General features: G+C 53.6%; 8 protein-coding genes. 3 read left to right on the forward strand and 5 right to left on the reverse strand.

What is annotated here, in order from left to right:
• Positions 1-155 precede the first annotated feature (155 nt).
• The 5 genes from serS to lrp form a co-directional block, all read right to left on the reverse strand.
• A complete protein-coding gene (gene serS, locus KVT28_RS05275) occupies positions 156-1,448 on the reverse strand; it encodes a serine--tRNA ligase (RefSeq protein ID WP_101760965.1) in 1,293 nt (430 codons plus the stop codon).
• A 99-nt stretch (positions 1,449-1,547) separates the two neighbouring features.
• Positions 1,548-2,894, reverse strand: coding sequence for a replication-associated recombination protein A (locus KVT28_RS05280; protein ID WP_101760966.1), 1,347 nt, complete (start codon positions 2,892-2,894; stop codon positions 1,548-1,550).
• Positions 2,895-2,901: 7 nt separating this feature from the next.
• Positions 2,902-3,513, reverse strand: coding sequence for an outer membrane lipoprotein chaperone LolA (gene lolA / locus KVT28_RS05285; RefSeq protein WP_008102417.1), 612 nt, complete (start codon positions 3,511-3,513; stop codon positions 2,902-2,904).
• Between the two features lie 175 nt (positions 3,514-3,688).
• Positions 3,689-7,075 carry a DNA translocase FtsK 4TM domain-containing protein gene (locus KVT28_RS05290; protein WP_217547087.1) on the reverse strand — a complete coding sequence of 1,129 codons (3,387 nt, stop codon included), beginning with the start codon at positions 7,073-7,075 and terminating at the stop codon, positions 3,689-3,691.
• Positions 7,076-7,194: 119 nt separating this feature from the next.
• Positions 7,195-7,689, reverse strand: a complete 495-nt coding sequence (gene lrp / locus KVT28_RS05295; protein ID WP_006118610.1) for a leucine-responsive transcriptional regulator Lrp — start codon at positions 7,687-7,689, stop codon at positions 7,195-7,197.
• Between the two features lie 521 nt (positions 7,690-8,210).
• On the opposite strand from lrp, the gene trxB reads away from it, so the two are divergent.
• From trxB to cydC, 3 genes are all read left to right on the forward strand, one after another.
• Positions 8,211-9,176: a thioredoxin-disulfide reductase gene (gene trxB / locus KVT28_RS05300; RefSeq protein ID WP_061717155.1), complete on the forward strand. Its 966-nt coding sequence runs from the start codon at positions 8,211-8,213 to the stop codon at positions 9,174-9,176.
• A gap of 145 nt (positions 9,177-9,321) precedes the next feature.
• Positions 9,322-11,091 carry a cysteine/glutathione ABC transporter permease/ATP-binding protein CydD gene (cydD, locus tag KVT28_RS05305; RefSeq protein ID WP_217547090.1) on the forward strand — a complete coding sequence of 590 codons (1,770 nt, stop codon included), beginning with the start codon at positions 9,322-9,324 and terminating at the stop codon, positions 11,089-11,091.
• Positions 11,091-12,821 (forward strand): cysteine/glutathione ABC transporter ATP-binding protein/permease CydC, encoded by a 1,731-nt coding sequence (gene cydC / locus KVT28_RS05310; protein ID WP_217547092.1) that lies wholly within the window; start codon positions 11,091-11,093, stop codon positions 12,819-12,821. Before cydD ends, cydC begins: the two co-directional genes overlap by 1 nt.
• Positions 12,822-12,840 lie beyond the last annotated feature (19 nt).

Raw genomic sequence — 12,840 nt, forward strand, 5'->3', positions numbered from 1 at the left:
GGCATCTATCTATTTGAATTTACGATTTTTAATGGTTAATAGCCATTTCTTGTCGATAACGTTTATTTCTTATTAATTCCGACTAAAAAATAATTATTTTGCCGCTTAAGAAACAAAAAACCCGGCATTGCCGGGTTTATATAATTGCGCGTTGATTAGCCAACGAATTCCAGTCCGCCCATATAAGGACGCAGTACTTCTGGCACTTCAATGCGGCCATCTGCTTGCTGATAGTTTTCAAGCACAGCCACCAGAGTACGACCCACCGCCAGACCAGAACCGTTCAGCGTGTGCACCAAACGCGGTTTCTTGTCGGTTTTGCTACGGCAGCGCGCCTGCATACGACGAGCCTGGAAATCACCCATGTTGGAGCAAGAGGAGATTTCACGATAGGTGTCCTGTGCTGGCAGCCAAACTTCCAGGTCGTAGGTCTTGGAAGAGCCAAAGCCCATATCGCCGGTGCAAAGCAGCACTTTACGGTATGGCAGATTGAGCAACTGAAGCACTTTCTCTGCATGGCCCACCAACTCTTCCAGTGCATCCATGGAGGTTTCAGGCGCCACAATCTGCACCATTTCCACTTTATCGAACTGGTGCATACGGATTAAACCACGCGTATCGCGCCCGTACGAACCGGCTTCAGAACGGAAGCATGGCGTGTGCGCAGCAAGTTTGAGCGGCAAAGATTCTTCTTCAACGATCTCATCACGCACCAGATTGGTCAGCGGCACTTCAGCGGTAGGGATCAGCGCATAGTTGCTGCTACCCGCTTCTTCGCCCAGCGGCTTGGTATGGAACAAATCTTCACCAAACTTCGGCAGCTGTCCGGTGCCATACAACGTTTCCTGATTCACCAGATACGGAACATAGGTTTCAAGATAACCGTGCTGCTGCGTATGCAGATCAAGCATAAACTGGCTAAGCGCACGGTGCAGACGCGCAATCTGGCCCTGCATCACAATGAAACGTGAACCCGTCAATTTCACCGCGGCGGCAAAGTCCAGACCTTTGGCGGCTTCACCCAGCTCAACATGATCTTTCACCGGGAAATCGAACTGGCGCGGCTGGCCCCAGCGGCTGACTTCCTGGTTCTCGCTGTCATCTTTACCCAACGGGACTTCGTCAACCGGGAGGTTTGGCAATGCGAGGGCAAAGTCACGAATTTCGTTCTGCAGGGCATCCAGTTCTGCTTTAGCCGCATCCAGGCGTTCGCCCAGCGCGTTCACTTCCTGACGCAGCGGCTCGATGTCTTCCCCACGTGCTTTGGCCTGACCGATGGATTTGGATCGGGAATTACGCTCAGCCTGCAGATTTTCAGTTTCTACCTGCAAGACTTTACGACGCTCTTCAAGCGAACGTAAGGTTTCCACATCCAGTTTAAATCCTCGGCGTGCCAGTTTTTCTGCGACTGCGTCTGGCTCGTTACGCAGCAGGTTGGGATCGAGCATGCTAATCCTGTGTAATAAAAGGTTGATTGAACGAATGGCGGGACTTGCATCCCTATGGAATGCAATGAAATCCTTGCTCACCTTACCGTAAGGTGTTTATCAGCGGTAGCGTTTTATCGGGCTATTTTGATCCTGCTCAGCCAGCCAGGCGAGTTTTTCGCCAATTTTCCCTTCGAGCCCGCGATTAGTCGGTTGATAGTAGCGCGTCTGCGCCATTTCAGGCGGGAAATAGACTTCGCCAGCGGCATAGGCGTTAGTCTCGTCGTGCGCATAACGATACTCTTTGCCCAGCCCCATCTCTTTCATCAATTTGGTAGGGGCGTTGCGTAAATGTTCCGGCACATCGTAGTCAGGAAATTCGCGCGCATCGCGCATCGCGGCTTTGAAAGCGGTGTAAACGGCATTACTTTTGGGTGCGCTTGCAAGGTAGACAATCGCCTGGGCAATCGCCCTTTCGCCTTCGGCTGGACCGACGCGCGTAAAGCAATCCCAGGCCGCTAGCGCAACCTGCATGCCGCGCGGATCGGCGTTACCCACATCTTCCGAGGCGATAGCCAGCAAACGGCGTGCGACATACAGCGGATCGCCGCCGGCGGTGATGATTCTTGCATACCAGTAAAGTGCCGCATCAGGTGCTGAACCGCGAACAGACTTGTGCAGAGCGGAGATCAGATCGTAGAAACGATCGCCTTTGTTATCAAAACGCGCCGCTCTTTCACCGGAAACTTCGTTGAGTAATTGTGGCGTTAATTCACGCTGGCCTTCGGCATTGCTTTCAGCCATATCCGCCATCATTTCCAGCGTATTCAATGCCCGACGCGCATCACCGTTCACCAGTTCCGCTATCATACGGCGCGTATTATCTGGCAGCACAATATCGCTTTTGCCATAACCGCGTTGGTCATCCTGCATCGCCTGCAGCAGAACCTGTTCAATATCTGCAGTGGTAAGAGACTTGAGTAAATATACGCGGGCACGGGATAGCAGCGCGGAATTGAGTTCAAACGAGGGATTTTCAGTGGTGGCACCAATAAACGTAATGGTGCCATCTTCAATATGTGGCAGGAAAGCATCCTGCTGACTTTTATTAAAGCGATGGACTTCGTCGACAAATAGGATGGTACGTCGACCCACCTGACGATTTTGTCGGGCACGCTCGATCGCTTCACGAATCTCTTTCACGCCAGAAGTGACAGCAGAAATGCGCTCAACATCAGCTTTACCGTAATGGGCGATAATCTCGGCTAATGTCGTTTTCCCTGTCCCAGGCGGTCCCCACAAAATCATCGAATGCAGATGCCCAGCCTCAATGGCGCGCGGCAGCGGTTTACCGGGCGCCAGCAAATGCTGTTGCCCAATGTAGTGTTGCAGCGTCGCCGGCCGCATACGCGCGGCCAGCGGCTGAAACTCATTCGATGGAGCGAAATCCAGAGACAGGTTACTCACCGTGACCTCACTGACGTTGATCGTCCACCGTTACCCCTTTTGGCGGCGTAAAGGTGAATTTGTCTGGGCTAATAGCGCCGTTGTTTTGGCTCTTCAGCTGATAATCGCTGTGCTGACCATCTTGCTCAATCGCGCTGAACTTATTGATGGTGCCAGACGATGTCACATTGATGGTGAACTGCTTGAGGTTGCCATCACTGCTCTTCGGCGTTAGCTCAAAATTATCGCCCTGCTGCTTGATGTTGTACTGTTTCCAGTCGCTTGGCTGGTTACGCGCAATCAGCATAAACGGCGTATTACTGGCTGCATTTTGCAACAGGCTAACGCTGGCTTGTTCAACGAAGGGATTGTAGAACCACAGATTTTTGCCATCAGAAATAATTACGCTTTCATCCGGCGCGGTCATGTGCCAGTTAAACAAGCTTGGGCGCTTCACCCACAGCTCGCCTTCACCATCCTGCACGTTGGCGCCGCTGCCATCGGTCACTTTCTGACTGAAGCTGGCATGGAAGCTGTTCACTTTATTAAGACGCTGTTGCAGATCGCTGGACGCATCCGCCAATACTGATGCGGAAACAAAACTGGCCAACAGGCCACAGGCAATAACGCGTAATTTCATCTGATTCGATTCCTTATTCATTGTTTCCCGACACTTACGGCATTAAAGGTAGTTGCCGTCCTGTCTCTTCGACAGGAGAAAAAGCCGAAAGCTCCCGAAGATATGGGGATCGACCAACAGATAAACAATGGGCCAGTGTTAACTGGCCCATAAGCAGACAACTGCACGCGATAAATTACATCTCGTGTGGCGGCGGCGAAAGCACTTCGCGGTTGCCGTTATGTCCCGGTTCAGAAACGATGCCCTGCGCTTCCATCTGCTCGATGATACGTGCGGCACGGTTATAACCGATACGGAACTGGCGCTGAACCCCAGAAATGGAGGCACGACGTTTTTCCACCACGAAAGAGACCGCCTGGTCAAACAGCGGATCCAGCTCTTCATCGCCCATCATTCCGCCAGCTGCACTCTCGCTCTCTTCACCAGCAGTAATGCTTTCGATGTATTGCGGGCGACCGCGTGCTTTCCAGTCCTGAACCACCGCATGCACTTCCTGATCGCGCACGAATGCACCATGCACACGTACAGGCATTGAGGAGTTTGGCGGCATGTACAGCATGTCACCCATCCCCAGCAGCGATTCTGCACCGCCCTGATCGAGGATGGTACGTGAGTCGATCTTGCTGGAAACGGTGAAGGCGATACGCGTCGGTATGTTGGCTTTGATCAGACCGGTAATCACATCAACCGACGGACGCTGTGTCGCCAGCACCAGGTGAATACCCGCCGCTCGCGCTTTCTGAGCCAGACGAGCAATCAACTCTTCGACTTTCTTACCGACCGCCATCATCAGATCGGCAAATTCGTCGACCAGCACCACGATATAAGGCAGTTTTTCCAGCACCGGAGGTGTGGTGTCCATGCTATCGCCCGGTTTCCAGAACGGATCCGGAATCGGTCGACCCATCGCGGCAGCCTGCTCAATCTTCTCGTTATAGCCGGCCAGATTACGCACGCCCAGCGCAGACATCAGTTTATAGCGACGCTCCATTTCACCAACACTCCAGCGCAGCGCATTGGCCGCATCTTTCATGTCTGTAACCACTTCGGTCAGCAAGTGAGGGATGCCTTCGTAGACTGACAGCTCGAGCATTTTCGGATCGATCATGATAAAGCGCACTTCTTCCGGCGTGGCTTTATACAGCATGCTAATGATCATGGTGTTAACGCCCACTGATTTACCGGAACCGGTGGTACCGGCAACCAGCAAGTGCGGCATTTTCGCCAAATCAGCCACCACCGGCTGGCCAGCAATGTCTTTACCCAACACCACTGCAAGCGGTGACGGGTTTTCACGAAATTTAGGGCAATCCAGTACTTCGCGCAGATAAACGGTTTGACGATGTTTATTTGGCAGTTCAAGCCCGACGTAAGGCTTGCCTGGAATCACTTCCACCACGCGCACGGCAACCGCAGACAGAGAACGCGCCAGGTCACGCGACAAGTTAGAAATACGGGAAGCTTTAACGCCTGGCGCTAAATCGAGCTCGAAGCGGGTAATGACCGGACCAGGTGAAATACCTACAACCTCCGCCTTCACTCGATAATCAGCCAGGCGTGCTTCAACCAGCCGCGCGGTTTGCTCCAGCGCAAACATATCCACCGGCTCTTCTTCTGCCGGTGGTGACGTGAGCAGATCCAGCGTGGGCAGCGGCGTAGAAGGTTTTTCCAGCGGCTGTTCATGGCGAACCAGGAACGGATGGAACAAGCTGTCCTGCACCGGCGCAGCAGGTTTCACTGGTGCAGGCGGCGCAGAATAAGCTTCCTGTTCCGGCGACGACCATGGGCTGGATTCAGCACTCAACGACGGCATTGCCGCTGGCTCCGGCGCAGCAGGTTGTTGCCACGGCGCGGGCTCTTCCGGCTCTGGCGATGCAGAAATAGTGAACAGTGGCTCGCTCGGGCTATCGTCGACCAAATCTTTCATTGGTGAAAAATCAAAAGCAGACGACGTATCCAGATTAAATACCGGTGCTTCCTTCACTTCAGGTTCGGTATAGCGTTGCTGCTGCTGATCGGCGAACTGGCGTGCAAGTTGAGCCTGCTGCAATGCATCCTCATCATCAGGCTCAGACGCTTCCTGCCAGCTTTCACCGTAACGATTCTGCTGCTGCGACGCGAAGGCTTCACGCAACTGCGCCTCTTGCAGCTCAACATCCTGTTCCTGTGGAGGAACGCTGTAAGACGCAGTGACTTCTGGCTGTTGCTGCTCAGCATCTTTAGCCTGCTCTTCCGCCATACGCTGCGAAGGCAACTTAATGCCGTACGAAGCTAACTCACGTCGTGTTGGCAACTTAACTTTGTTTGGACGCGGCAACTCTGGACCAATGCCCTGCTTCACCTGCGGGTTATAATCACGCTCGGGTACGATATCGAAGGCAGGTGAATAAGCAGCAGGTGATGTCGCTGCTTTGACTGCTCCAGCGGCAAGTGAAGCGGCGGCGAGACTGTTTAAAGGTGCAGAAGATGAAGCGGCATCCTGCCAGTTGCCCATGCTCGGGCCCTCATCATCATCAGCCGGCGAAAACGGTGAAGGTGCTGCTTCACCTGGCATCTCGAAACGATAGAGCGGAGCAGAAGGCTGCGCGATTGGTTGTTGCGCTGCAGCAACAGGCTGAGGAGCCGGAGTCGACTGAGCCGTGGCTTCGGCAACGCGTGGCATTGCGTCGGGTTCGGCAGATGCGGCTGGAGCAGGCTGCATAGCAGCTGGAGTTTGCTGTGCGGCTTGCGTAGTAACCGCAATTGCAGCGGCAGTTGCCGCACTCGCCTTCGCCAGCAGCGGATCGTCGCTCAACTCCGCAGCAACCGGTTCGCTCACCTTGCGCGGTTGAGCTAACAAGACATCATCGTCGTCATTAACGGAGTGTGCAGCATGCATCGGAGGCGACACCTCATCAGCAAGCTCTTCGTCGTCGTATTCTTCTTCCTGCCAGGGTTCGTCATGTCGTGAACGATTGCTGGCAAAGGTCAGAACACCCATCACCACGCCGCCGATCTTCTCGGCAATCGTCAGCCATGACCATCCGGTGTAAAGCGTGATGCCGGCAGCCCAGACGCACAGCAGCGTCAAGGTGCCGCCAGCCGAACTGAACCACGGCGCCATCGCATTGCTGACCAGGCTGCCGATTACGCCGCCGGAAGCAAAATACCAGATGTCATCTACGTTGAGCGCCGCCAGACCACAGGTCGTTACCACCAAGGCCAGCACGCCAATCAGGCGTAAACCAACGGCAAAATAGTCGATGTAATCCTGACGATCGCGTTGGCGGAAGGTGATCCAACACAGACCAATAATGACGGGAGGAATGGCGTAGGCCATCACGCCAAAGATGAACAATAGCGTATCGGCCAGCCATGCGCCGACGCTACCACCCAGATTATGGATAGGTTCGTGCCATGCGGTTTGTGACCAGCTTGGATCTGACGGGTTAAAACTAACCAGCGACACCATCAAATAGATGGCGAACAAGGCCACAAGAATGAGCAACGCTTCCAGCAGACGACGTCCACTGCTCAGCGGTTGTAACGAAACATCTTTATCTTCTGTATATTCCTGGCTCAAGAGAACTCTCCAGGTGCCTGTAAATTAAGAAGGCAACAACGTCGGGCATGCCCGACGTTGGTCCTGTATGAATTCACAGGAGTGTACCGAAATCCTGCAAGCTTTGCACCTGCCCTGCACTACCGGGTTTTGATCACCAGACGATTGCTCTGTTTGACCTCTTCCATCACCACGTAAGTTCGGGTGTCGTTTACGCCCGGCAGACGCAGCAAGGTCTCACCCAGCAATTTACGATAAGCGGACATATCCGGTACGCGGGTTTTCAGCAGGTAGTCAAAATCACCGGAAACGAGGTGACATTCTTGAGTTTCCTCAAGTTTTTGCACGGCGGCGTTAAATTGTTCAAACACATCTGGCGCACCACGATTCAGAGTAATCTCAACGAAAACCAGCAGTGAAGCATCCAGATAATGCGGGTTGAGCTGCGCGGTGTAGCCCAGAATGAAGCCTTGACGCTCGAGGCGGCGCACGCGCTCAAGACATGGAGTTGGCGATAATCCAACACGTTTGGAAAGCTCGACATTAGAAATTCGACCGTCTTTCTGCAGTTCATTCAGAATATTTCTGTCGATACGATCTAAATCTTTTCCGGGGCGTTTCTTATTGTCTACCATTATTATTGTCTCTCTTAATTCCTTCCCTTTACCTGCCACACCCTGAAAACGCTCATTGTTCAGGGCCTTACTGAAGTGAAGACCATAAGCCTGTGCAGTAACGCGTCCATCCGTATGACGCATGTTGTCTGTCCACATCATGCGTCACTACCAATGTCAGGCTGAGTTTATTCGGCTAAAAAGCCCAAAACAGAAATGAAATTCTGTTTTGAATCGCTAAATATTCTCTGCTTCTCCCAATGTTTTCGCAAAAGCGCAGGCGATTGTCAAAGTAAAACATCCAAATTCAGTACAAGATGCCAGATAGAGTTCTGGGTTGCTGTTTTTAAATGAGAATTTTTATGCTGCTGCACCACTAATTGCCGAGCATTGCCCCCTTTTGGCGCAACGCGCGTGCAAAACTTGCACTCATCGTCTACGCCGCTCGCAGTGATTGTTAACAAAATTGCTGGAGCCTTTTTTTGCGGCGTTAATTTCCCTACAATCAAAAACTATGTTGTCAGAAAAAAATTGAGGAACGCATGAGTACGGCCAAACACAGTAAGCTGCTCATTCTGGGCTCCGGCCCTGCCGGTTATACTGCTGCGGTATATGCAGCGCGCGCTAACCTGAATCCGGTGTTAATTACCGGACTGGAGAAAGGAGGTCAGCTCACCACCACCACCGAAGTGGAGAACTGGCCAGGCGATGCAAACGATCTGACCGGTCCAGCGTTGATGGAGCGCATGCAGGAGCATGCCGAGAAATTCAACACCGAGATCATTTTTGACCACATTCATACCGTCGATTTGCAGAACCGTCCGTTCCGTCTGGTCGGCGACAGCGGTGAATACACTGCTGATGCGTTGATCATCGCCACTGGCGCATCGGCACGTTATCTCGGATTGCCATCAGAAGAAGCGTTCAAAGGCAAAGGCGTCTCTGCTTGTGCGACCTGCGACGGCTTCTTCTACCGCAATCAGAAAGTTGCCGTCATTGGTGGCGGTAACACTGCCGTTGAAGAAGCGCTTTATCTGGCTAATATTGCTGCAGAAGTGCATCTGATTCACCGTCGCGACAGTTTCCGCGCTGAGAAAATCCTTATTGACCGTCTGATGGAAAAAGTGCGCAATGGCAACATCGTGCTGCACACCGACCGCACGCTGGATGAAGTGGTTGGCGATCAAATGGGCGTGACGGGCTTGAAACTGCTGTCTACCAAAGGTGAAGCGGCTGAATCACTGGACGTCGCTGGTTTGTTTGTCGCCATCGGCCACAGTCCAAATACCGCAATTTTTGATGGTCAGCTGGATTTGGAAAATGGCTACATCAAAGTGCAGTCTGGTCTGCACGGCAACGCCACGCAAACCAGCATCCCAGGCGTGTTCGCTGCCGGCGATGTGATGGATCATATTTATCGCCAGGCAATTACCTCTGCCGGTACCGGCTGTATGGCGGCGTTGGATGCGGAACGCTTCCTCGATGGACTGGTTAAAAACGATAAGTAAGTTGTTAATAACCTGATCATAATCGCTAAAAGGCGGCCAGTTTTGGTCGCCTTTTTTGTTACCTGCGTGCTACAGTTCACGCGCCCGATATTGCTGGGTTTTCATCCGGGATTTACATCTCTTTTGAGTTACCAAACGGCATCGCATGAACAAATCACGGCAACAAGAACTTCTCCGCTGGCTCCGTCAGCAACGTCATCACGGTGCGCGCAACTTACGTGCGGCTTCGCTGCTGGGTTTTGCTGGCGCATTGGTCATTATCGCCCAAGCCTGGTTACTGGCTTCGCTGCTGCAAAATCTGCTTGTCGCACAGCAACCGCGCGCATCACTGCTCACCGATTTTCTGTTGCTGCTGCTGTGCTTTGTTTTGCGCGCCGGATTGCATTACGCCCGCGAAATGGCAGGACATCGCGCCGGCGTTGCCATTCGCCGTGCGCTGCGTCAGCAGGTTCTGGATCGACTCAATGTGCTCGGTCCCGCCTGGATTCAAGGTAAGCCAGCAGGCAGTTGGGCTACGCTGCTGCTCGAACAAATCGAAGAGATGCAGGAATACTACGCGCGGTATCTGCCTCAGATGTCGCTGGCACTCTTTATTCCGTTAGCCATATTGATCGCCATTTTTCCAATTAACTGGGCGGCGGGATTGATTCTGCTGGTCACCGCGCCACTGATTCCCCTATTTATGGCGATGGTTGGCATGGGCGCTGCAGATGCCAATCGCCGCAACTTTGTTGCTCTCGCCCGGCTAAGTGGTGATTTTTACGATCGTCTGCGTGGACGTGAAACGCTGCGCCTGTTCTATCGCGCTGCGGCAGAGCAAGAAGCAATTGCCGCCAGCACCACCGATTTTCGGCAACGCACTATGGAAGTGTTGCGCCTGGCGTTTCTCTCATCTGCCGTGCTGGAATTTTTTGCCTCACTGGCGATTGCTGTCGTCGCGGTCTATTTCGGTTTTTCTTATCTCGGCGAACTGAATTTTGGTCATTACAGCACCGGCGTAACGCTGTTTGCTGGTTTCCTGGCACTTATTCTGGCGCCTGAATTTTTCCAGCCGTTGCGCGACTTAGGCACCTTTTATCACGCCAAAGCGCAAGCGATTGGCGGAGCTGATGCGCTGGACCAGTTTCTACGCGAAAGTCCCGATCCACACGAAGAGCATGCTTCTCGCGAGCTTTCTCTCACTACACCGCTGCATATTCAGGCTCTGAATTTGGTGGTCATGACTGCTGGCGGTGAAGCGCTCTCTCAATCGCTCAATTTCACTCTCGATACTGGTAAACGTGTAGCGCTGGTAGGACAAAGCGGTGCAGGCAAAACCGCGCTGATGAACGTCTTGCTGGGTTTCCTGCCTTATCAAGGTTCACTGCAGGTTAATGGGCAGGAGCTGCGTGATATCAACCGCGATAGCTGGCAACAATATATTGCCTGGGTTGGCCAAAATCCGCATTTACCCGCGCAAACGCTACGCGAAAACCTGCTGCTTAATAGCCCCATTGATGACGCGACGCTCATGTCGGTTCTGCAGCGCGCGGGCGTTGACGAGTTTTTAGATCGTCTGCCAAACGGATTAGATACTCTTTTAGGCGATGGCGGCGTGGGGCTTTCCGTCGGTCAGGCGCAGCGTATTGCCGTGGCGCGTGCGCTGCTTAAACCGGCACAACTGCTATTGCTTGATGAGCCCGGTTCTGGGCTGGATAGCCAAAGTGAGCAACATGTTATCCGCGCACTGCAGCAGGCGGCCACCCAGCAGACCACGCTGATGATCACGCATCAACTCAACGAGCTCCCTAGCTGGGATGAAGTGTGGGTGATGCAGGCCGGGCAACTGGTGCAACAAGGTCCCTGGCAGCAGCTGATTGAACAAGATGGACCTTTGCGTGAAATGGCGCAGCATCGTCAGAAGGAGATCGCATAATGAATAATTTGTCGCCTTTCCTGCGTCTGTTTAGCCGTCATCCATGGCGTTTGGGACTTGGCATTATTCTCGCCATTATCACTTTGCTTGCCAGTATCGGATTGCTGACTTTATCCGGCTGGTTCCTTGCCGCCTCTTCGCTGGCGGGCGTAGCGGGACTTTATACGTTCAATTACATGTTGCCCGCTGCCGGCGTGCGCGGCGCGGCGATCACGCGCACGGCTGCACGTTATTTTGAGCGTCTGGTGAGCCACGATGCCACCTTCCGCGTGCTGCAACATTTGCGCGTATTCACCTTCAGCAAAGTCATCGCCCTATCGCCGGAACAGCTGGCTCGTTTTCGTCATGGCGAATTGCTCAACCGTTTTGTCAGCGACGTGGATACACTCGATCATCTTTACCTGCGTGTGATCTCGCCGTTGATCGGTGCAGCGGTGGTAATTGTGGTGGTCACCTGCGGTTTGGCGCTGCTGGATGTACCGTTAGCTTTGCTGCTCGGCGGTATGATGCTTTTGACGCTGCTGCTCATGCCGCCGCTGTTCTGGCGGCTTGGCACCTCAGCCGGACACCAAATCGCCCAGCATCAGGCTAACTGGCGCATGCAGTTGACGCACTGGATTACTGGCCTGTCTGAGCTGAAAATTTATGGTGCAGCACAACAGTGGCGCGACCAACTTGATAGCGATGAACAGAAGTGGCAACAGGCGCAACGCAGACAACATTGCCTGCAGGCACTGGCGCAAAGTGTGTTGCTGGTCATCAGCGGCGCGACGGTTACGCTGTTGCTATGGATTTCCGCGAATGGCGTGGGTGGAAACAGTTCGCCGGGCGCATTGATCGCGCTGTTTGTGTTCTGCGGACTGGCGGCGTTTGAAGCGCTGGCCCCGGTTGCCGGAGCGTTTCTGCCTCTGTCGCAGGTGACCAGCGCCGCTAAGCGGGTACAGGAAATCATTGAACAGCCCGCCGCGATCCGTTTTCCCAGCGCAAAGATCAGTAGCCCATCAGGTATCAGCCTGAAAATGGAAAACATCCGCTTCAGCTATCCGCAGCGCCCCGAACCGGTGTTGCAGCATTTTTCCCTATCGTTAAATGCAGGTGAGCATTTGGCGCTGCTCGGTCCAACCGGCTGCGGCAAATCCAGTCTGCTGGCGCTGATTACCCGCGGTTGGGAAGCGCAGCAAGGTTCAATTAGCCTCAACGATAGCGATCTCGCCGCCTGGGATGAAGCTTCGTTGCGTAGCCGAATTAGCGTGGTAACACAGCGCGTGCATCTGTTCAGCCAAACGCTGCGCGACAATCTCCTGCTGGCAAAACCCGATGCCAGCGATGAGCAACTGGTTGATACGTTGAACAAGGTGGGTCTGGCCCATCTCGCCGAACACAGCGAAGGATTGAATGCGTGGATGGGCGACGGCGGTCGACCGTTGTCCGGCGGCGAACTGCGTCGTCTGGCGATAGCACGCGCCCTGCTGCATGATGGCGATTTGTGGCTGCTGGATGAACCCACCGAAGGTTTGGATGCCAACACCGAGCAGCAAATTCTGGCGTTATTGCAACACGTCACCCGCGGCAAGACGCTGATTATGGTGACGCATCGCTTAAGTGGTTTAGACGCCATGGACCGCATTTGCGTTATGGATCAGGGACAAATTATCGAATCCGGTTCGCACGCCGAATTAATCTCAAAAGCAGGCCGCTACTGGCGTTTCCATCAGCGCTTTACGCTATAGTCTTAGCCAACAGCCCTGA

Origin of the sequence: Pantoea sp. GbtcB22 (assembly GCF_019091025.1) — a bacterium.
GTDB classification, from domain to species: Bacteria; Pseudomonadota; Gammaproteobacteria; order Enterobacterales; family Enterobacteriaceae; genus Pantoea; species Pantoea leporis.

Excerpts from the sequence above, each read along its gene's own strand:
- serS (WP_101760965.1), bottom strand. The coding sequence starts at position 1,448 with ATGCTCGATCCCAACCTGCTGCGTAACGAGCCAGACGCAGTCGCAGAA.
- lolA (WP_008102417.1), bottom strand. The coding sequence starts at position 3,513 with ATGAAATTACGCGTTATTGCCTGTGGCCTGTTGGCCAGTTTTGTTTCC.
- lrp (WP_006118610.1), bottom strand. The coding sequence starts at position 7,689 with ATGGTAGACAATAAGAAACGCCCCGGAAAAGATTTAGATCGTATCGAC.
- trxB (WP_061717155.1), top strand. The coding sequence starts at position 8,211 with ATGAGTACGGCCAAACACAGTAAGCTGCTCATTCTGGGCTCCGGCCCT.
- cydD (WP_217547090.1), top strand. The coding sequence starts at position 9,322 with ATGAACAAATCACGGCAACAAGAACTTCTCCGCTGGCTCCGTCAGCAA.
- cydC (WP_217547092.1), top strand. The coding sequence starts at position 11,091 with ATGAATAATTTGTCGCCTTTCCTGCGTCTGTTTAGCCGTCATCCATGG.